This is a genomic window from Paraburkholderia sp. BR10954 (assembly GCF_040965775.1).
In the GTDB taxonomy this organism is placed as follows: domain Bacteria; phylum Pseudomonadota; class Gammaproteobacteria; order Burkholderiales; family Burkholderiaceae; genus Paraburkholderia; species Paraburkholderia youngii.
This window is the reverse complement of the sequence record NZ_JBFRCK010000001.1, coordinates 377,770-397,562: the sequence shown is the minus strand read 5'-3', so window position 1 is coordinate 397,562 and position 19,793 is coordinate 377,770. Positions and strand designations below refer to the sequence as shown.

Annotated in this window: 18 protein-coding genes; 5 read left to right on the top strand and 13 right to left on the bottom strand. The window is 62.8% G+C overall.

The features are described from left to right. The first annotated feature begins 69 nt into the window (after positions 1-69). The 5 genes from AB4Y34_RS01800 to AB4Y34_RS01780 all read left to right on the top strand — a co-directional run bounded on the left by AB4Y34_RS01800 (position 70) and on the right by AB4Y34_RS01780 (position 5,048). Positions 70-366 carry a DUF1330 domain-containing protein gene (locus AB4Y34_RS01800; protein ID WP_176384209.1) on the top strand — a complete coding sequence of 99 codons (297 nt, stop codon included), beginning with the start codon at positions 70-72 and terminating at the stop codon, positions 364-366. Between the two features lie 194 nt (positions 367-560). Beyond that, positions 561-1,379 (top strand): enoyl-CoA hydratase/isomerase family protein, encoded by an 819-nt coding sequence (locus AB4Y34_RS01795; protein WP_368715061.1) that lies wholly within the window; start codon positions 561-563, stop codon positions 1,377-1,379. A 1-nt stretch (position 1,380) separates the two neighbouring features. Further along, positions 1,381-2,667, top strand: coding sequence for a CaiB/BaiF CoA transferase family protein (locus tag AB4Y34_RS01790; RefSeq protein WP_368715060.1), 1,287 nt, complete (start codon positions 1,381-1,383; stop codon positions 2,665-2,667). 54 nt (positions 2,668-2,721) lie between these two features. Further along, on the top strand, positions 2,722-4,086 hold the full coding sequence (locus tag AB4Y34_RS01785) for an MFS transporter (protein ID WP_368715059.1): 1,365 nt from the start codon (positions 2,722-2,724) through the stop codon (positions 4,084-4,086). A 248-nt stretch (positions 4,087-4,334) separates the two neighbouring features. After that, on the top strand, positions 4,335-5,048 hold the full coding sequence (locus tag AB4Y34_RS01780) for a TetR/AcrR family transcriptional regulator (protein ID WP_176106244.1): 714 nt from the start codon (positions 4,335-4,337) through the stop codon (positions 5,046-5,048). 325 nt (positions 5,049-5,373) lie between these two features. On the opposite strand, the gene AB4Y34_RS01775 is transcribed toward AB4Y34_RS01780, so the two are convergent. From AB4Y34_RS01775 to AB4Y34_RS01715, 13 genes are all read right to left on the bottom strand, one after another. Further along, the gene (locus AB4Y34_RS01775) at positions 5,374-6,966 is read right to left on the bottom strand and encodes an MDR family MFS transporter (RefSeq protein WP_368715058.1); all 1,593 of its coding nucleotides are present in this window, start codon (positions 6,964-6,966) and stop codon (positions 5,374-5,376) included. Between the two features lie 337 nt (positions 6,967-7,303). Then, entirely contained in the window at positions 7,304-7,570 is a 267-nt protein-coding gene (locus AB4Y34_RS01770; RefSeq protein WP_368590130.1) for a hypothetical protein, read from the bottom strand. A gap of 471 nt (positions 7,571-8,041) precedes the next feature. Next, a complete protein-coding gene (locus AB4Y34_RS01765) occupies positions 8,042-9,226 on the bottom strand; it encodes an acetyl-CoA C-acyltransferase (protein ID WP_368715057.1) in 1,185 nt (394 codons plus the stop codon). 149 nt (positions 9,227-9,375) lie between these two features. Further along, positions 9,376-11,061 carry a cation acetate symporter gene (locus AB4Y34_RS01760; RefSeq protein WP_368715056.1) on the bottom strand — a complete coding sequence of 562 codons (1,686 nt, stop codon included), beginning with the start codon at positions 11,059-11,061 and terminating at the stop codon, positions 9,376-9,378. 3 nt (positions 11,062-11,064) lie between these two features. Continuing rightward, positions 11,065-11,382 carry a DUF485 domain-containing protein gene (locus AB4Y34_RS01755; protein ID WP_368715055.1) on the bottom strand — a complete coding sequence of 106 codons (318 nt, stop codon included), beginning with the start codon at positions 11,380-11,382 and terminating at the stop codon, positions 11,065-11,067. A gap of 49 nt (positions 11,383-11,431) precedes the next feature. Beyond that, positions 11,432-12,406 carry an electron transfer flavoprotein subunit alpha/FixB family protein gene (locus AB4Y34_RS01750; protein ID WP_368715054.1) on the bottom strand — a complete coding sequence of 325 codons (975 nt, stop codon included), beginning with the start codon at positions 12,404-12,406 and terminating at the stop codon, positions 11,432-11,434. 15 nt (positions 12,407-12,421) lie between these two features. Next, the gene (locus tag AB4Y34_RS01745; RefSeq protein WP_368715053.1) at positions 12,422-13,171 is read right to left on the bottom strand and encodes an electron transfer flavoprotein subunit beta/FixA family protein; all 750 of its coding nucleotides are present in this window, start codon (positions 13,169-13,171) and stop codon (positions 12,422-12,424) included. 19 nt (positions 13,172-13,190) lie between these two features. Beyond that, positions 13,191-14,177, bottom strand: coding sequence for an NAD(P)H-dependent flavin oxidoreductase (locus AB4Y34_RS01740; RefSeq protein WP_368715052.1), 987 nt, complete (start codon positions 14,175-14,177; stop codon positions 13,191-13,193). Then, positions 14,174-15,385 carry a CaiB/BaiF CoA transferase family protein gene (locus AB4Y34_RS01735; RefSeq protein ID WP_368715051.1) on the bottom strand — a complete coding sequence of 404 codons (1,212 nt, stop codon included), beginning with the start codon at positions 15,383-15,385 and terminating at the stop codon, positions 14,174-14,176. The genes AB4Y34_RS01740 and AB4Y34_RS01735 overlap by 4 nt, the downstream gene beginning before the upstream one ends. 34 nt (positions 15,386-15,419) lie before the next feature. Further along, entirely contained in the window at positions 15,420-16,232 is an 813-nt protein-coding gene (locus AB4Y34_RS01730; protein WP_368715050.1) for an oxepin-CoA hydrolase, alternative type, read from the bottom strand. A gap of 4 nt (positions 16,233-16,236) precedes the next feature. Beyond that, positions 16,237-17,367 (bottom strand): acyl-CoA dehydrogenase family protein, encoded by a 1,131-nt coding sequence (locus AB4Y34_RS01725; RefSeq protein WP_368715049.1) that lies wholly within the window; start codon positions 17,365-17,367, stop codon positions 16,237-16,239. Between the two features lie 11 nt (positions 17,368-17,378). After that, positions 17,379-18,584 (bottom strand): acyl-CoA dehydrogenase family protein, encoded by a 1,206-nt coding sequence (locus AB4Y34_RS01720; protein ID WP_176385495.1) that lies wholly within the window; start codon positions 18,582-18,584, stop codon positions 17,379-17,381. 13 nt (positions 18,585-18,597) lie between these two features. Further along, the gene (locus AB4Y34_RS01715) at positions 18,598-19,779 is read right to left on the bottom strand and encodes an acetyl-CoA C-acyltransferase (RefSeq protein ID WP_368715048.1); all 1,182 of its coding nucleotides are present in this window, start codon (positions 19,777-19,779) and stop codon (positions 18,598-18,600) included. Positions 19,780-19,793 lie beyond the last annotated feature (14 nt).

The window sequence follows — 19,793 nt, the reverse complement described above, 5'->3', positions numbered from 1 at the left end:
GGAAAAACCCTCATTGATCTTGATGTTTGTGCCGTTAACATTTGTACGTACGTTCAACCGGAGAGCGAAATGGCAAAAGGATATTGGGTGGCGGCTTATCGGGCGGTCCATGACGCAAGCAAACTCGCGGCGTACGGTGTCCTCGCGACACAGGTGGTGAAAGCGGCGGGTGGAAAATTTTTGGTGCGGGGCGGCGAAGTCGTTGCATTTCAGGCCGGCCTCAAAGAACGCACCGTCGTGGTCGAATTCCCGAGCTTCGAGCAGGCTCTCGCCACGTTTCAGAGTGAGGCTTATCAGGAAGCGCTAGCGGTATTGGGAAACGGCGCTGAAAGAGATGCGCGCGTAGTCGCCGGTCTCGAAGATTGAGACGTTTCGAAGTAACCGCTAAGGCCATCTTGGTTCGCCATAGTACTTATATCGCGTCACATACCGCGCCTCGTATCGCGCCGTAGCGTGATTATTGCCGCTACGGCACGGGAAATAATCTCTTCGGTTGTCACTTTTTTCAACCAGAAAATGCCGACATCAATGTTTTATTGCGATGTTATGCTCGTTAACATGTGGATGTGGAAATGTCCGAATCTGACGAAATGGAGCAAAGAATGGACGAAGCACTTGTTCAGAGAGAAAACAAAGGCCCCGTGACGGTCCTTACAATGAACCGTCGCCCGCACAACTTGATGGGACCGACGCTGTATCGCGCCCTGCTCGATGAATTCGATCAGGCAGTGAAACGCGGCTCGCGCGCGATCCTGCTGCGCAGTGGTCTGCGGCACTTCTCAGCCGGCGCTGAAGTGGCGCTTTTTCCCGATCGCATTGCCACGCAAGGCAAAGCGCTGATGGATCCGCTCGAGGTGCTGCGTGGCTTCGAGACACTACCGATCCCGATTGTTGTCGCGGTGAACGGAACATGCCTAGGCGGTGGATTCGAAGTGGCGCTCGCCTGTGACTTCAGCGTCGTCGCCGAATCGGCCAAGATCGGCTCGGTTGAGGTCGCACTCGGTTTGCACCCCCTGCTCGGCGGCATCCAGCGTCAGGTGATGCGAGCCGGTCCGGCTCGCGCGAAAGAACTCGCGTTGCTCGGTCGCCGGTATGACGCAGCCACGCTCGAACGCTGGGGCCTGATCAATCTCGTTGTCCCCGACGACAAGCTCGATGAAGTGGCGCTGTCGATTGCGCAGGAACTGGCCGCCGGCCCGACCGTCGCGCATGCCGCCACCAAGCAACTCGTGCGTGTTGCGGTCAATGAGGGGGTCGCCGCCGCCGACGAAGCGATGTTCGAGCTGCAAAAGCCGATCTGGGCGTCGCAGGATCTTAAACGCGGACTGGCGGCCTTCGATCAGACTGGCCCTGGCACCGCCATCTTCGAAGGGAATTGACATGACCGGACCGCTCGAAGGACTCAAGGTCGTCGATTTTTCCCGCGTGCTGGCCGGCCCGCTGTGCGCGCGGACGCTAGCCGATCTTGGTGCCGATGTGATCAAGATCGAGCCACCGCGACCCGACGTGTCGCGCGCCGCGTTTCCGAATCGCGACGGCATGTCCGGCTACTACGCTCAGCAAAATAGCGGCAAACGCAACATCAGCATCGATCTGAACGCACCGGGCGCACGTGATTTCGTGCTACGCCTGTGTGACGACGCCGACATCATCGTCGAGAATTTTCGGGCTGGCACGCTCAAGGGTTTCGGACTCGACTACGCGACACTCGCGCAGCGCAATCCCAAGCTGGTCTACGTTTCGATCACGGGCTACGGCCAACACGGTCCATGGGCGTCGCGCATGGCCTATGCGCCGACCGTGCAAGCCGAAACGGGATTCACGCACAACACACTGCGACATTTCGATAACGCCGGCGACGGCCGTAAATGGACCGATCCCCTGTCGCACGCGGACGTCTATGCGGGCCTGCAAGCGACCATCGCCGTGCTCGCGGCAGTGCGCAAGCGAGAAGTCACCGGGCGCGGCCAGTACATCGACGTCGCAATGGCGGCCGTGATGCTGTCGATCAACGAGCGTGCTCACCTCGATCTCGCGGGTGTCGATACGGGCGCCGAGCCGGGCATCCTCGGTGCCGCCGACGGCCCTCATTTCGTCGGCCCGGGTGGCGAAGAGTTTGTGGCGGCGCAAAGCATCGTCGGCAGCCACACGTTTCCGAATTACCTGAAGGCGATGCGTCGTATGGACCTGGCGCACGATCCGCGTTTCTGCACTGCTGAGCACCGCCTGCGGAACTACAAGGCACTGCACGCAGTGATCCAGACCTGGATGCGGTCATTCCGCGATCTCAAGACGCTCGATGCGCAACTCGACGAGGCCAAGATCGCGATCGGCCAGATTCGTACGCTGAAGGAGTTGGCCGAGACCGATTGGGCCAAGCAATGGGGTGCGGTGCACGAGATTTCGGATCGCCGCGGCGGCTCATATCTCATACACGGCTATCCATGGCACTTTTCAGATGACGAGCTTGGAATGCGCAGCGCGCCCGCATTTCGCGGCGAGCACAACGAGCAGGTTTTCCGCGAAGCGGGCCTCGCGGATGCCGAAATCCGCAATGCAATCGATAGCGGCATTCTGGTCGGTGGGCCGCCGCCATCAACGAAGAAGATCGGCGCTCCCGTTGTTTCGCAAGCGCGCGAATTGCAGAAAGTGGCGGACGATCTTTGATCGCCGAGGTACGCCTCGTATTCCCGGTATCAACACATCACGTCGGAGGACTGGATGGAAGTGGTGAAACAAGCCTGCGTAGAAGCGTCATCGTCGGATGACAACGCCCTCCTTCGGAAAGCCTACGCTTCGGCGCAGTGGAGGATCCTGCCGATACTCTTTGGCTTATGGATGCTCGCGTGGGTCGGCCGCTCGAACGTTGCTTTCGCGAAGCTGCAAATGGTCGTGGATCTGCGATTCAGCGAGACAGTGTATGGACTGGGCGCCGGCCTCTTCTTCGTCGGCTACGTGCTGTTCGGCGTCCCTACCACGATGCTGCAAAAGAAGTTCGGCGCGCGCGCCGTGCTCGCTGGTATCGCCGGCGCGTGGGGACTGACCAGTGTCGCGATGACGTTCGTCAATAACGCGCCGACGTTCTACGCATTACGGTTCCTGCTCGGTGTGTTCGAGGCGGGATTCTATCCGGGTGTCGTGTTGTACTTCAATGCGTGGTTCCCAGGAGAAAGGCGCACGCGCAACTTCAGCATCTTCCATTCAGGATCGCTCTTCTCGACGGTCACGATCGGCCTGACGGGGGGCTTCGTGCTCGAGCACATGAACGGACTTGCCGGCTTTCAAGGCTGGCGATGGATGTTCTTCGCTCAGGCCATCCCTACGGTCGTGTTGGCGTGCGCTGCGTTCCTGATACTTCCGGATCTGCCTCGCGGCGCCAAGTGGCTTTCGGCGCGCCAGCGTACGCTCGTCGAGGACAATCTCCGAAATAGCGCCGAAACGATGAACGATGCGCACGACGAGGACCGGCCTCTTTTCCTCAACCCCGCCGTCTGGATCCTGAGCGCGGCCTACTTCTCCCTCCTCGCCGCGACGGCCGCACTGTTTTTCTACTCCCCGACGATACTTCGCGAGGCGGGATTCGGCGGATACAAAGAGATCGGCCGTGCAGTCGCGGGTGCCTGCATTTTAGGGGCATTGGGCAATGTGCTTATCTGTAGCATCGGGGGCAGTGCGCAGCGTCGGCGGCTCTTCTGTGCGCTGGCGTCGTTTTTTACTGCGGTGAGCCTTTCGGCGCTCGTCTTCGTATGGCACAGCAGCCCCATCGCGACGTTTTTTCTCCTTGCTCTGGGCTTCGCGGGAACGGGAGCGGGTATAACGCTCTTCTGGCAAATGACTGTCGGCCTCCTCAGCGGTAAGTCGTTAGTGGTCGGCGTGCCATTGATCAGTTCCGTCGCCAACGTCGCAGGCTTCGTTACACCCTTTCTTATCGGATATGTCCGCGACGCGACTGGAACTTACGCGAGCGGGTTCATAATGATTGCGTGTGTTCAGGCAATCGGCGTAGCGGTTCTTCTTTTTGGCGTGCAACACATTATCAGGAGCCGATCGCCCGTTGACGACGTAGCGGTTCGATGCTCAACTTGAACAGTCGACGCCGACGGGGCGCGCCGGGTAGTCATGGCAAGCGCGCGTTGCGCGCTAAAAGGCGGCCTTCGGCGCTGTCTGCCTGGAGCAGATGGGCATGCAGTGTAGCCTGACATCCAGCCACGCCAGCAAGCCGCCAGAATGCGCGTAGTGATGCTCGCCTGTCTAGCGCCCCACCCGGATATTGCTTGCCTCTTTGCGCAGAATTTATAATCGATTCCTTGTTTTGCTCCACCAACGAAGGCCACGTGAGTCCTAAGTCATCTATCACAAAGAACGCGGATTACCACCATGGCAATCTGCGCAATGCGCTCATCGAAGCGGGGCGCAACGCGCTCAAGGATGTGTCTGCACAAGATCTGAGTCTTCGTTACCTCGCGCGAATGGTGGGCGTATCAGAAGCCGCGCCCTCGCGACATTTTGCCGGTATCGACGAACTTCTGGCCACGATCGCGGCGAGTGGATATCGCGACCTCGCTGCGTTGCGCGTTGCGATCCGTGACAGCGACGACACCGCACTTGCCAAAGCGTACCGGATGATGCGGGTGTATGTTGAGTTCGCGCAGCGCCACAATGGACTGTTCGGTCTGATGATCGGACCTCGCATCGTGGCGCATCAGGCGTATCCAGAACTCACCGAGGAAAGTAACAGGTCTTTTGGGTTGTTTTCCGAGACGATTGAAGCACTAGCTATCGAGAGCGGCTGGGCCCATGCCGATCTAAAGCTAGTGACTCATGCCGCGTGGAGCATGGAACATGGTCTCGCCACGCTGATCCTGGCGAACCGCGCACCGAGGGCGGACACCAAGGTCGCAATACCTAAGTTGATCGATTTCGTCTTGATGACGTTGCTAAGCGCGATCACGGCCGGCCCGGATCATCTCCAGCGCGTGATTCAGCAGTGCATGCTCTCCGAGAAGCCCGTCGTGACCCGCACAGCGCGCAAGCGCGCCAAAGCGTAGCCGTCGTCGCTGTCAAATGCGAGCGCCGCCGCAGAATACTGTTCTGGTGGTTGCCGAGCCCTGAGAGGTCCGGGTCGTCGTGTCGCAGGGCGTCGACATAGCACTTCGTCGCTTCTTCGATAAAATCCTTGTAGAGGTCCTGCAGCCGAGCGCGCTCATGCACGCGCCACTCCGCGCCAACCTGTGTGCGTTGGGTCAGCCACGACGCGAGCGCCGAAGTAAGCCCGCCTGTTCCGGCACCGACGAGTGCGCCCGAGCCACCGCGGAATGTCGCTAACCATCGTACGACCTCGCAGGTAGCAGCCGACACCACGGTAATCCATCGTCATCCATTTTGTGGCTGCGCCTCGAGATAGCCGACCCGCACCGGCGGCACGAACCACGCGAGACACAGGCCGACCATCGCAGCCACAGCGGCCACGATGAGGCCAGTGTGGATCGAATCCACGAGCGCGCTGCGCGCCGAGTTCATCATCGCATCGCCCGCATGGCCGGCGCTAACGAGGCGATTGATCAGCGCGGCCTGCTCGGCGCGGTCCACGAGCAGTTCGGGACTTGCAAACGACTTGAACCACTGCGCCGCCTGGTACGAATCCAGCGAGCGATTCACGCCCATCGTATAAAGGTGCCCAAGCAGCGCGCCTGTCATCACCGTGCCAAGCATGCCGCCGAATGTGCGTAGCGACTGCAGCAATGCCGTGGCGGCGCCGAGATGGTCTCGCGAGACGATCTGCTGCGAGCAGACCGTGAGGCTCGTGCCCACGAGGCCCAACCCCAGGCCGCTCGCGCCCATGCACGCCATCCACACGAGGTACGGCTCGTGGCCTCGCAGCACGACCACCGCGAGGCTCGCAAAAGCGGACAACGCGAAGCCGACGTAGAGGATCGCGTTGGCGCGCCGGATGCGCGTGACCACGCGGTTATTGATGAAGCTGCCGACCGTCGTGCCGAGCAGGAGCGGAGTGATCAGCATGCCCGAGGCACGCGGAGACATCGCATAGCCGCCCTGAAATAGCAGCGGCACGTAGAAAACGAGAGAGAACAGCGCGAACCCGCCGAGCATTGACATTGCAAAAAGCGCACCGAGCTTGCGGTCGAGCAGCATGTCCACGGGGATGATCGGATAGCCCATGCGCTTTTCCCAGAAAAAAAGCGTCAGCGAACAAGCCAGCACGATCACGGCCAGTATGATCGTAGACGCAGTCCATCCTTGCCTCGGCACGAGCTCGATCGCCAGTTGCAGCGCGCCGAACGTCACGGCGACGACGAATGCGCCGAGCCAGTTGAGGCGCAGCCGCGCACCGTCGCGGACATGGCGCAAGTGCGGAAGGAAAGCACGCACCAGGAAGAGCGCTACCACACCGACCGGTACGTTGACGAAAAACACGAGCCGCCAGCTTCCGTGCTGGGTCAGCATGCCCCCGAGCATTGGCCCGACCATGTTCGCAAGGCCAAACGCCGAGGTCACGAACACCAGCCAACGCAGGCGCAGCCTCGGATCGGGGAACAGGTCGGCGACGGTCGCGAACACCGTCCCCAACATGATGCCGCCACCGATGCCCTGAAGACCGCGGGCGAGCACGAGAAACAGCATGTTGGTCGCGATCCCGCAGAGCACCGATGCGACGGTGAAGACAAGGATGGCAGACAGCATGAAGGGCTTGCGACCGAACAGATCGCCCAGGCGCCCGAAGATCGGAATTGTGATGACCGACGTAAGCATGTAGGCCGTCGCGACCCACGCATAGAGTTCGAAACCCTTGAGCTCGGCGACGATGCGCGGCATCGCGGTGCCAACGATGGTCTGGTCGAGCGCGATCAGCATCGAAACCGACGCGACTCCGAGCATCGCCAATATCGACTGGCGAAATGGCAGCAGTTGCCGTCGTTGATCGTGAAGTTCGATGCCAGTGGCCATGAAGCGCTCCTCGCCGCTGAGAAGCGGCAGATCTGCCGCGCGCCGCCCGGTTTCGTCGAACCGGTCGGCCCCGCGCGTGCAACCTTCATGCGTTCTGCAGTTGATGGTACGCCACAAACGCGAACGTGACGGCTGAATCGCGAGTGTTCGTCAGAGGCCTGCATGCGCTCAAGCGAATCGCAAGGCTGGGGGGTGCGCGATCGGAGCGCCCTCGCGACGGCGTCGGTCAACGGCGTTGACGTGAGCGCATGCGACTTCTGTGTGTCCGGTCAGCTAAAAGGGCGAACGGCCGTCGCTTAGACCAACCCGCCGGATATGTGCACTGCTGCGGCGCACTTCAAAGATCCTGGCCAGTAATCTCGGTACGCTCTCCGTTAGATGGAGGCATTTTGCGTTCCGCCACTCCCGCAAGCCTTGGCCTTGCCAACTGAAACGCGAGCAGCAACTGCTTCTGGCTGTCGTCAGCCGCTCCGAGGTATTCGCAAACAACCTCTGGCCTGAGTTCGAAGGCGCGGTATCCCCAGCCGAAGCCGTATGCAGAGAACCACAGTGTTGACTGGCTGGCGACGACGGGGGCTGTCAGATTAATGTATGACGAATCCATGGCGTTCGCTCTCCAGACGAGTGGTAGACGACGCCGATTGTCCCACGCCAGCCTTCATGGCCAGGTACTCGGCGGACATCAATGCGCTAGTGCGTGCGCGTGCCGGCCTGGTCGAGCATGGCACGCGCGTTTTTGGAGGTTTCGATCCGAAGTCGTGCATGGAGATTTCGAAGCACGGCACGCGCTCGTCCCCGACGCGGTAGGCCGGCCTAACCGTCGAATGATTGCGACCCCGGCTCGCAGCCGACGGCGACTCCGACGCCTATTTCCCGGGACCGAAGCGGTTCGTGGCTTCAAAGTCTGTAGCAGGTCGAACACCGGATGTTGGCACGCATCGCGGCAGACAACCTGCAACCGTCGTGGTCGCCCCAGCAGATCGCCGGATTGCTCAGGCGCGCGTAGCGGCAACGTGGATTGCCCGTGTCGCACGAGATATTTGACTCGCCGCTTCCGCGCAACCTCAGCCCGCAGTTACAGCATCTCCAGCGCGAGCGCGATACCCTGACCGCCACCGATGCACAGCGTGACGATGCCGCGCTTCAAGCCATCGCGGCGCATCGAATGGACGAGGCGCGTGGTCAGCACCGCGCCGGTTGCGCCGATCGGATGACCGTGCGCAATCGCGCCGCCTTCGACATTGACGATGTCCTGCGGGAGTCCAAGCTGCTTGGCAACCGCGAGCGGCACAGCAGCGAATGCCTCGTTGATCTCGACGCGTTCGACGTCGCTGAGCTTCCAGCCCGCTCGTTCCAATGCGATATGCACCGCCGGCACGGGACCGAGGCCGAACAGACCGGGCTCGACTGCGGCAATACCAAAAGCGGCGAGACGCGCACTCGCTTCGATGCCCGTCACGTCGGCATAACCACGCTCGGCCACGAGCATCGCCGCCGCACCGCTGTTCAGGCCGGGAGCATTGCCCGCGGTAATCGTGCCGTCGGGACGGAACGCGGGACGCAGCTTCGCCAGCGTTTCCACGGTCGTCTCCGGACGCGGCTGCTCGTCGCGCGTGAACTGAACGCTGCCCTTGCGCCCTTCTATTTCCACGACGACGAGTTCGGCATCGAATGCGCCGCGTTCCTGAGCAGCCGCGAAACGCTGCTGTGAACGCGCCGCCCACTCATCCTGGGCGCGCCGCGTCAGGTCGGTCTTCGTCACGAGATCTTCCGTGTGCCAGCCCGAGTGCTCACCCGAGAACGCATCCACGAGACCGTCGCGCAGCATGCTGTCGTGCACCTGAGCATTACCCATGCGAGTACCCCACCGGGCGGTGTCCAGTAGATAGGGCGCGCGCTCCATGCTTTCCATGCCGCCTGCGACCGCCACGTCACCGTAGCCAAGCGCGATTTCCTGAGCCGCCGAGACGATCGCCTGCGCGCCCGAGCCGCAGACGCGGTTGACGGTAAGCGCCGGCACCGATACGGGCACGCCCCCGCCGATGGCGGCCTGCCGCGCCGGATTCATCCTGTTGCCGGCCTGGACGACATTGCCCATCACGACGGATGACAGCGCTTTCGGATCGAGCGCGGCGCGCCGCAACGTTTCCCTCACGGCCAGCGCGCCGAGCGCGGTCGCGGGGACGTCCTTCAACGATCCGCCGAATGCGCCAATCGGTGTACGAACGGCGTGGGCAATGACAACTTCGCGGGTATTCATCGCAATTCCTTTGAATGAAGTGCTGCACGGGCATGCCTCCTTCGGAGGCAAGTGGAGTGCCTGTGGTTGCATTTCGGGGCGAGGCCGCCGGCTCCGCCGCCGATGAGAACGTCGTCGTGTTCTGTCGATTCACGAGCACCGATTCGCGGTCAATGATCGACCGGCTTGATGGGTAAGAGACCCGTTTGGCCATAAAACTCCTGCGTGGCAAAGGCTTCGCGCTCCCGCTGGGCGCCGACGCCGCGATCCAGCATCGAGAAGGTCCAGATGCCCGCGAACGCCAGCGGCACCGAAATCAACGCAGGGTTGTCGAGCGATACGAGCGCATGCGCCTGATGCAGCACGTCGACCCATACCGACCTGGAGAACAGCGTCAGCAATACCGCCGACACAAGTCCGAGGCCGCCCCCCACGACAGCGCCGCGAGTCGTCATGCCGCGCCAGAAAATCGACGAGACCAGCATCGGAAAATTCGCGCTGGCCGCGACCGCCGCAACCAGGCCGACGAGAAACGCTACGTTCACATGCTCGAAGAGAATGCCGAAGAAGATCGCGACGACGCTCAGCATCAACGTCGCTGCTCGGGATATGCGCATTTCGCGCGCTTCATCGCCGTTGCCGCGCGCGAGCCAGCACGCGTAGAGATCGTGCGAAACCGTAGTCGCACCTGAAAGCGTGAGCCCGGCGACGACCGCGAGAATCGTCGCGAACGTCACGGCGGCAATGAAGCCGTAGAACAGATTGCCGCCCAATGCACGGGCCAGATTCACCGCGACCATGTTCGAGCCGCCGAGCAGATCGCGCGTGAGATCGAAATGGCCATCGACAGCGGTCTTGAAGAACTCCGGATGTTGGGCGAGCAAGGCAATCGCCGAGAAGCCGATCACGAATGTCAGCAGATAGAAGTACCCGATGAACCCGGTCGCGACGAATACGGACTTGCGCGCCTCTTTCGCGTCCGGAACGGTGAAGAAGCGCATCAGGATATGCGGGAAACCGGCGGTGCCGAACATCAGCGCGATGCCGAGGGAAAGCGCATTGAACGGGTCCTTGAGCAGTTTGCCGGGCGCCATGATGCTGAGCGCCGCGGGATGAACGTCGACGGCGCGCCGGAACATCTGATCGGGACTGAAGCCGAATTGCGCGAGCGCGGTGATGGCCATGAACGTCGCGCCGCACAACAGCAGTACGGCCTTGATGATCTGCACCCACGTCGTCGCCGTCATGCCGCCGAAGAACACGTAGATGACCATCAGCGCGCCGACGATCACTTCGGCCATCCAGTACGGCAAGCCGAACAGCAACTGGATGAGCTTTCCCGCGCCGACCATCTGCACGACGAGATAGAAGATCACGACGACGAGCGACGTGCTGGCGGTCAGCAGACGAATCGGCGCTTGCTCGAAACGATAGGCGACCACGTCGACGAACGTGAACTTACCGAGGTTTCGCAAGGGCTCGGCGAGCAGGAACATCACGAATGGCCAGCCGACGAGAAAGCCAATCGAATAGATCAGGCCGTCGAAGCCGAACATGAAGACCATGCCGGAGAGACCGAGGAACGAGGCCGCGGACATGTAGTCGCCCGCAATCGCAAGTCCGTTCTGGAAGCCGCTGAGGCCGCCGCCAGCGCTATAGAAGTCCTTCGTGGTGCGCGTTCTGCGCGCTGCCCAGCGCGTGATGCCGAGCGTGACGAGCACGAACAGCAGAAAGGTGGCGATCGCGACGGGGTTCAGGTCGACATGGTCCCGCGCCGAAACTTCGATGGAAGACGCGCGAGCGAGCGCGGACAGCGATGCAAGGCTCCCGGCTAGGATGACGCGAACGGTTTTCATCGCTCAGTCTCCTTGCCGGAAGTCGGCGAGCAGCGCGTTCATGGAAGGATCGAACCTGCGGTTTGCGCGCAGCACGTAGCAGCCGGTCATCGCGACCGCAATCACGATGATGCCGACGCCCGCGACGATCCCAACGCTCGTCGTGGCGCCCGCATAGAGCGGACGCGCGAGCAGATGGGGCGCGAGCGCGACGAACAGGATGAAGCCGTAGTACGTGACGATCATCAACGCCGTCAGCGTGAAGCTGAAGCGCCGCCGCTGCGCGACGAGCCGACGATACGCGGGGTTCGCCGTCGTTCGATCGATGTGAACTTGCTGCATGGGATTGTCTCCTTCATGTCTTTGAATGACGTCGTTTGACGTTGGCTGCTCAGCCCAGCTCTTTCGTCAACTCCGGAACGACTGCGAACAGATCGCCGACGAGGCCGTAATCGGCGACGCTGAAGATCGGCGCCTCCGGGTCCTTGTTGATCGCGACGATGACTTTCGAGTCCTTCATGCCCGCCAGGTGCTGGATCGCGCCAGAAATGCCGACCGCGACATACAGTTGCGGCGCGACGATCTTGCCCGTCTGCCCAACCTGAAAGTCGTTCGGCACGTAACCCGCATCGACGGCCGCGCGCGATGCGCCCAGCGCCGCGCCGAGCTTGTCGGCGAGCGGCTCGAGCGTCCGCGTGTAGTTCTCGCCGTTGCCGAGCCCCCGGCCGCCCGACACGATGATGTTCGCGCTCGTCAGCTCCGGACGATCGAGCTTCGTCACTTCGCGGCTCACGAACTGCGAGATGCCTGCATCGGCTGCTGCTTCGATCTTCTCGACCGTTGCGCTACCGCCCTCGGCTGCCACTGCGTCGAAGCCCGTCGCGCGCACAGTGATGACCTTGATCGGATCTTGAGATTGAACCGTCGCGATGGCGTTGCCCGCGTAGATCGGGCGCTCGAACGTATCGGCGCTGGCGACGGCGGTGATATCGCTGATCTGTGCGACGTCGAGCCTCGCGGCGATACGCGGCGCGACATTCTTGCCGTAGGCAGTGGCCGGCGCGAGTATGTGCGTGTAGTGCTTCGCCGCATCTTGCACAAGCCTCAGCACCGTTGCTTCGACGTTTTCCGCGAGGCCATCGGCGAGCTGAGGCGCATCTGCCACCAATACCTTCGACACGCCCGCGATCTTCGCCGCTGCGTCCGCCGCGCCCTGCACGTGCGAACCCGCGACCAGAACATGGATGTCGCCGCCGATCTTCGTGGCAGCGGCAACCGTGTTCAGCGTGGCTGACTTGAGCGACGCGTTGCCCCCCAAGGGGGCTTCCTTCGGGGCGTCGTGCTCTGCAATCACCAGAATCGTCATTTTTCGCGTCTCCCTTTACAGTACTTTGGCTTCGCTTCTGAGCTTGCCGACCAGCGTCTTCACGTCCGGCACCGTGATACCGGCTGAGCGCTTCGGCGGCTCGGAGACTTTCAAGGTCTTCAGACGTGGCGCGACGTCGACACCCAGCTCGGACGGCGTCAGCGTGGCGAGCGGCTTCTTCTTCGCCTTCATGATGTTGGGCAGCGACACGTAGCGCGGCTCGTTCAGACGCAGATCGGTCGTGATCACTGCAGGCAGTTGCAACGCAAGCGTCTCGGCACCGCCGTCGACTTCACGCGAGACTGTCGCCTTGCCGTCGGCTATCACGACTTTCGACGCGAACGTCGCCTGCGGCAGACCTGCCAGTGCAGCAAGCATCTGGCCTGTTTGATTGGCGTCATCGTCGATGGCCTGCTTGCCGAGAATGACGAGCCCGGGCTTCTCCTGGTCCACGATCGCCTTGAGAAGTTTGGCCACCGCCAGAGGTTGCAGTTCGTCCGGTGTCTCCACCAGCACCGCTCGATCCGCGCCCATGGCTAGCGCCGTGCGCAACGTCTCCTGGCACTGCGTTGGGCCGCACGACAAAGCGATGACTTCGGTCGCCACACCCGCTTCCTTCAATCGCACCGCCTCTTCAACGGCGATCTCATCGAAGGGGTTCATCGACATCTTCACGTTCGCGGTATCGACGCCCGTGTTGTCCGACTTCGCCCGGACCTTCACGTTGAAGTCGATGACTCTTTTTACCGGCACAAGTATCTTCACTCCACACTCCTTGCATTGTTCAGCTGAGCGCCACACGCCCCATCGCCTGCCGCATGTCACGCTCGAAACGCTGCACGATCTCGGCAAGCGGTTCGATGCGATCGACGAACGCTAGCGACTGTCCCGCGGACAGCAGCCCCTTTTTCCAGTCACCGGTGACGTAAGCATCGCGACCGATCTTGCCCGACACCATTGGCATGAGGTCCTGAATGGTCACGTTCGCGTTGCGCGCCTCGATTTCCTTGACGGCAGCCGTGGTCTCGTTGCGCAGCGTGCGTACAGTGTTGCGCATGGATGTCATGCACAGGTCGGTGTCGGTCGGCCCCGCTTCGACGAGGCGCCGCTTGTAGTCGTCGTGTGCCCAGATCTCCTCGGCCACGACGAAACGCGTGCCGACGACCACGCCGGAAGCGCCCATCGCGAGCGCGGCGGCAAGCTGCGAGCCGCGCCCGATGCCGCCGCCGATCAGATAGGGAATCTCCAGGTGACTCTCGGCCCATGCCGCATTGACGAACGATCCGACCATGTCGAGCCCCGGATGCCCGCCACACTCGGCGCCGACGATCGCGACCGCATCGACACCGACCGAAGCCGCCTTGACCGCGAAACGTACCGACGGAACCTTGTGCAGCACCTTTACGCCAGCGTCCTTCAGCAGCGGCAGGAATTCTTCGGGATTGCGCCCCGAGGTTTCAACGAACTTCACGCCTTCATCGACGATCAACTCGAACACTTCGCGCGTCTTCTCGCCGGGAACGAGCTTTGGCAGCATCGACACGTTGACGCCGAACGGCCCGCCCTCGCACAACTCGCGGCAGCGCCTGATTTCCGAGCGCAACGCTTGCGGCTCCGGAAAACTCGCCGCCGTGATGAAGCCGATGATGCCGGCACGCGCTGCGGCGGCGACATAGTCCGCGTCCGCGAGCCACATCAGGCCACCGGCGATGATCGGCAAGCGTGTGCCGAACAATTCGGTAACGGCGTTGGAAAAAGCGGGCTGACTCATGAGGTGACCTCCTCGGCTTTCAGTTGCGAGATCTGCCCGGCGGACAAACCGAGCAGCGATTGCAAAACGTCGTGCGTAGCCTCGCCGAGTTGCGGCGGCCCGTGTCGCACGGGCAGCCGCGCACCGTCGAAGCGATAAGGCGGCGCGAGCACATGCGTGCTGCCGGCCTCCGGATGCGGGCACGCCGTCACGAGCCCCGCGTCCGCCGCGCGTTTCGACGTGAGCGCTTCGTGAAGGCCGAGCACCTCGCCGCACGGAATGCCCGCTCCCGCGAGACGCTCGAGCAGCACCTCGCGCCTGTGCACGCCGATGGCGCGCGTGAGTTCGGGCACCAGCGTCTTGCGATTCACCGCGCGCATGATGTTCGTGCGATAGCGCTCGTCATCGATCAGATCGGGACGTCCGATCACTTCGCGGCAGAAACGCTCGTACTGCCGGTTGTTGCCGACCGCGATGACGAGCGGACCGTCGGCGGCATCGAACACGCCATACGGCACGATCGACGGATGCGCGTTGCCGTAGCGCGGCGGATCGTCCTTGAGCATCAGCGAATCCAGGCCGCAGTACGACGTGATCATCAGACCGCAATCGAACAGCGCCATCTCGATGTGGCGTCCGTTTCCGGTCCGCTGGCGCTCGAAGAGCGCGGCGAGCACCGCCTGCGCCGAGTACATGCCGGTGAACAGATCGACGGCGGCGACGCCGAACTTCAGCGGCGGCTGATCGGCGTTGCCGTTCATCGCCATCAGGCCCGCCTCGCCCTGCACCACGATGTCGTATCCGGGGCGCGCCGCCTCGGGGCCCTGGCGGTCATAGCCGGAGATCGAGCAATAGATGAGATCGTCGCGGCCTTCCGCGAGCTGCGCGTAGCCCAGACCGAGCTTCTCCGCGCCGCCGTACTTGAAGTTCTGGATCACGACGTCGCATTGCTGCGCGAGCTCGCGTGCGATGCGCTGCCCTTCGGCGCTTTGCAGATCGAGACACACAGAGCGCTTGTTGCGGTTGACGCTGTTGAAATAGGTCGTCTCGGTCGTGCCGACGCGCATGCCCCAGTCGCGCGTGTCGTCGCCTCGCAATGGATGCTCGACCTTGATGACTTCGGCGCCGAGATCGCCGAGCACCATCGCGCACCACGGCCCCGCGAGCACGCGGGACAAATCGAGAACTCGGACGCCGGCGAGCGGCAGTGATGAAATCTGGTTTGGCATGGAATATCCGCTATGAAGAGTGATGTCTTTGCGTCTATTTCGACTGTACGGCCGTACCGAGACGCAACCCGACATAGTCCGCGGGACGCTTGCCGAAGAACGCGGCGATGCCTTCCGCTGATTCATCGTCACCGAGCGATTCGGTCATGTATTGCGCTTCAAGATCGAGTTGCGCGTCGAGCGTGTTCTCGCCAGCGTGACGGCACAGGCTCTTGATTCGCGCGCTCGCCCGTTCGGGACCGGCCGCGAGCGTCTGCGCGAGAGCGATCGCCTCCGCGAGCGCGCCCTGCTTTTCGGTAAGCCGATTCGTGACCCCGAGCGAATGCATGCGTTCGCCGCTGACGGGCTTTCCGGTCAGGCACAGTTCCGTCAATAGCTGACGCGACACGCAGCCGGACAGAAACGCGGTCGCTCCCGCATCGGGCGAAAGGCCCACTTTCACGTACGCCACCGAGAACGACGCATCGCGTGCGGCGACCAGCAGGTCGCACGCGAGCGCGATCGACAGGCCCGCGCCCGCCGCCGCGCCCTCCACCGCCGCGATCACCGGCTTGCTGCAATCGCGGATCGCGCGAATCATGTGGTGCAGCACTTCGATGCCCGCGCGCCTGTCGGACGGCGTCATCGCACGACGTTGCGCAAGCCGGTTCAGATCGCCCCCTGCGCAGAAGGCACTACCGACGCCGGTCAGCACGATCGCGCCGATATCGGCGTCACGCTGCGCCTGTTCGAGCGCCACCGGCAGCCCCTCGTACATTTCCGTCGTCAGCGCATTGCGCGCGGCCGGGTTGTTCAGCGACAGCACCAGCACCGCGCCTTCGCGACGCGAAAGAATCGATTCGTTCATGAAGTCAGCTCCTGTTCAAGGCGATATAGCGTTCGAGATGGTGATCTTCGTCACCGAACTGATGGTCGATCATCACGAGACGCTTGGCGTAGTGCGCGAGCGGCAATTCCCATGTCATGCCGATCCCGCCATGCATCTGGATGCACTCTTCGGCCACGCGTGCGCCGATGCGCCCGATCGTGTGTTTCGCTGCCGACAGTGCGCGCTCGCGCTCGAGACGTTGCGTGCCGAACGCGGCGGCCGCGTTGATGACCGCCGAGCGCGCCTGCTCGATTTCCAGCAGCATGTCGGCCATGCGATGCTGCAGCGCCTGAAAGCTGCCAATCGCAACGCCGAACTGCTTGCGCGTGCGCAAATATTCGAGCGTGTGCTCCTTCGCGACATCCATCGCGCCGAGCGCTTCCGCGCACAACGCGAGCACCCCCGCGCCGGTGGCGCGTTCGAGCGTCGCGAAGCCCGCGTCGGGTTCGCCGAGCAACGCGTGATCTGAAATGCAGACTTCTTTCAGGCGCAGTTCAGCGGCGCGTCCGCCGTCGATCTTCGGATAGCCGCGCAACTCGACGCCCGCCGTGTCACGTTCGATAAGAAAAAGAGAAATGCCGGCTTCTGCGTCGGACGCGCCGCTCGTGCGCGCCGAGACGAGGAAGAAGTCGGCGTGCTCGCCGTGCTGCACGACTGCCTTCGCACCTGTGAGCACCCAGCCGTTCGAGCTGCGCACGGCGCGCGTCGTCACATTCGCCAACTCGTAATGGGATGCCGGTTCGTCATGCGCGAGCGCCGCAACTGCACTTCCTTCGACCAGGCTCGCGACCAGCGCCTTCTGCGCACTATTGCCGGCTTGCACAAGCGCATGTCCGACCACGAGCGCCCCGAGAAAAGGTTCGACGACGAGACCGCGCCCAAGGCTCTCGAACACCACGGCGATATCGAAGCCTTCGCCGCCGAAACCTCCATCGGCTTCATTGAATAGCGCGCCGACGATGCCTAATTCGGCGAAGCGTTGCCACATTTCGAGGCTGAAACCGGTGTCGCTGCGCGCGAGCGTGTCGCGCGTCGCGAAACCGTACCGTTCGGCGACGAAGCGGTTTAGCGTATCCGCCAGCATGCGGCGGTCTTCGGTGTGCTGGAAATTCATCGCTTCTCGCCTCACAGTCCGAGGATCATCTTCGAGATGATGTTCTTCTGGATTTCATTGGAGCCGCCGAAGATCGACAGCTTGCGGTTGTTGAAGTACTGCGTCGCGGCGCTCGCGGCTTCTTCCGGGCCGACGTGCGATTCGCCGTAGCCGTCGACGAGCGCATCGATGAACGGCTGCGCGTACGGGCCCACCGCGCGGCGCATCAGCGAGGAAATCTCCTGCCGGATTTCGGTGCCGCGAATCTTGAGCATCGAGCTTTCCGCGCCCGGCACGCCGCCGCCCGCGACCGCGGCGATCACGCGCAGATTGGTCGTCTTCATGTTGTCCAGATCGATCTCGACACGCGCGATGCGCGCAGCGAACAGCGGATCGTCAGCGAGCGGGCGGCCGTTTTTCGTGAGCTTCGCCGCGACGTGGCGCAGGCGCGCTAGCGCAGCCATCGAAAATCCCAGCCCCGCGATGTTGGTGCGCTCGTAGGTCAGCAGATACTTCGCGTAGGTCCAGCCCTTGTTTTCCTCACCGACGAGATTGGCGACCGGCACACGTACGTCGGTGAAGAACACTTCGTTGATTTCATGTTCGCCGTCGAGCGTAATGATGGGCCGCACTTCGACGCCCGGCGCGTTCATATCGACGAGCAGAAAGCTGATGCCTTCCTGCTTGCGCACGTCGGTGGCGGTGCGCACGAGGCAGAAGATCATGTTCGCGTGCTGCCCGAGCGTGGTCCATGTCTTCTGGCCATTGACGATGTAATGCGCGCCCTCAGCATCGAAGCCTCGCACGGCCGTCGTCTTCACCGAGGCGAGATCGGAACCCGAGCCCGGCTCGGAATAACCCTGGCACCACCAGTCGGAGCCATCGAGAATGCGCGGCAGCCAGTAGCGCTTCTGCGCCTCGCTGCCGTATTTGATCAGCACCGGCCCGAGCATGTTCACGCCGAACGGCACGATGCGCGGCGCGCCGGCGAGCGCGCATTCGTTTTCGAAGATGAACTTCTGCGCGGTGTTCCAGCCTGGGCCGCCGTATTCCTTCGGCCAATGATTCGCCAGCCAGCCCTGAGCGTTCAGGATCGCGTGCCATTCAGCCATGTCGCGGCGCGTGAGGCGCAGACCGTTGCGAACCTTGGTGGACAGCCGCGCGGGCAGCTTCTCGTCGAGAAAGCGCACGACGCTCGCGCGAAATGCCTCTTCTTCGGGTGTGAAATTCAGATCCATGACTGCGCTACTCTCAATAGATTTCGAAGAGCCCGGCGGCGCCCATGCCCCCGGCCATGCACATCGTGACGACGGCGTACTTCACGCCGCGCCGCCGTCCCTCGATGAGGACGTGCCCGACGAGACGCGAGCCCGTCATCCCGAACGGATGGCCGATCGATATCGCGCCGCCGTTCACGTTCAGACGTTCAGAGGGAATCTCGAGCCGCTTCTGGCAGTACACCGCCTGCGACGCGAATGCTTCGTTCAGCTCCCACAGACCGATGTCGTCGACCGTGAGGCCATGACGCGCGAGCAGCTTCGGCACCGCGAGCACCGGCCCGATACCCATTTCATCCGGCTCGCAGCCCGCGAGCGCAAGACCGCGAAACGCACCGAGCGGTGCCAGGTTCGCGCGCTCGGCAGCCTTCGCTTCCATCAGCACGCAGGCGGACGCGCCATCGGCGTTCTGCGATGCGTTACCCGCCGTGATGAACTGGTCCGGACCCTTGACGGGCGCGAGCTTCGCGAGCGCTTCGTAGGTCGTGCCGGGGCGATTGCAGTTGTCGGCGGACACCGTCACTTCGCGGTAGCTGACGGCGCGCGTTTCCTTGTCGGTGACGGACATCGTCGTCGTGACGGGAATGATTTCGTCGGCATAGCGGCCGGCCTGTTGCGCTTCCGCTGTGCGACGCTGGCTTTCGACCGAGAACCGGTCCTGCGCGTCGCGGCTGATGCCGTAGCGCCGCGCGACGATGTCGGCGGTATCGATCATCGCCATGTAGAGAGACGGCTTGTGCTCGACGATCCAGGGATCGAGCCCGCTCACGCCGTCTTCACGCGTCTGGATGTTGGAAATGCTTTCGACGCCGCCGGCAATCATCGCGGGCGCGCCATCGACGACGATGCGCCCCGCCGCCATTGCAATCGCCTGCAGGCCGGACGCGCAGAAGCGGTTGACGGTCGTGCCTGCGATCGACAGCGGCAACCCCGCGCGAATCACGCTCTGGCGCGCCACGTTGCGGCCGGTCGTGCCTTCGGGGTAACCGCAGCCGAGAATCGCGTCTTCGATGATCTGCGGATCGACGCCCGAACGGTCGACCGCGGCGCGCACCGCGACCGACGCGAGCGTCGGACCGGGCGTGATGTTGAATTCGCCGCGATGTGCCTTGGTGAGCGGCGTGCGAGCAGTGGAAACGATCACAGCTTCGCGCATGGTCTACCTCCTGT

Bases quoted from the DNA above. Each gene is read 5' to 3' on its own strand.
- AB4Y34_RS01800 (WP_176384209.1), top strand. From the start codon at position 70: ATGGCAAAAGGATATTGGGTGGCGGCTTATCGGGCGGTCCATGACGCA.
- AB4Y34_RS01790 (WP_368715060.1), top strand. From the start codon at position 1,381: ATGACCGGACCGCTCGAAGGACTCAAGGTCGTCGATTTTTCCCGCGTG.
- AB4Y34_RS01785 (WP_368715059.1), top strand. From the start codon at position 2,722: ATGGAAGTGGTGAAACAAGCCTGCGTAGAAGCGTCATCGTCGGATGAC.
- AB4Y34_RS01775 (WP_368715058.1), bottom strand. From the start codon at position 6,966: ATGGCCACTGGCATCGAACTTCACGATCAACGACGGCAACTGCTGCCA.
- AB4Y34_RS01770 (WP_368590130.1), bottom strand. From the start codon at position 7,570: ATGGATTCGTCATACATTAATCTGACAGCCCCCGTCGTCGCCAGCCAG.
- AB4Y34_RS01765 (WP_368715057.1), bottom strand. From the start codon at position 9,226: ATGAATACCCGCGAAGTTGTCATTGCCCACGCCGTTCGTACACCGATT.
- AB4Y34_RS01760 (WP_368715056.1), bottom strand. From the start codon at position 11,061: ATGAAAACCGTTCGCGTCATCCTAGCCGGGAGCCTTGCATCGCTGTCC.
- AB4Y34_RS01755 (WP_368715055.1), bottom strand. From the start codon at position 11,382: ATGCAGCAAGTTCACATCGATCGAACGACGGCGAACCCCGCGTATCGT.
- AB4Y34_RS01750 (WP_368715054.1), bottom strand. From the start codon at position 12,406: ATGACGATTCTGGTGATTGCAGAGCACGACGCCCCGAAGGAAGCCCCC.
- AB4Y34_RS01740 (WP_368715052.1), bottom strand. From the start codon at position 14,177: ATGAGTCAGCCCGCTTTTTCCAACGCCGTTACCGAATTGTTCGGCACA.
- AB4Y34_RS01735 (WP_368715051.1), bottom strand. From the start codon at position 15,385: ATGCCAAACCAGATTTCATCACTGCCGCTCGCCGGCGTCCGAGTTCTC.
- AB4Y34_RS01730 (WP_368715050.1), bottom strand. From the start codon at position 16,232: ATGAACGAATCGATTCTTTCGCGTCGCGAAGGCGCGGTGCTGGTGCTG.
- AB4Y34_RS01725 (WP_368715049.1), bottom strand. From the start codon at position 17,367: ATGAATTTCCAGCACACCGAAGACCGCCGCATGCTGGCGGATACGCTA.
- AB4Y34_RS01720 (WP_176385495.1), bottom strand. From the start codon at position 18,584: ATGGATCTGAATTTCACACCCGAAGAAGAGGCATTTCGCGCGAGCGTC.
- AB4Y34_RS01715 (WP_368715048.1), bottom strand. From the start codon at position 19,779: ATGCGCGAAGCTGTGATCGTTTCCACTGCTCGCACGCCGCTCACCAAG.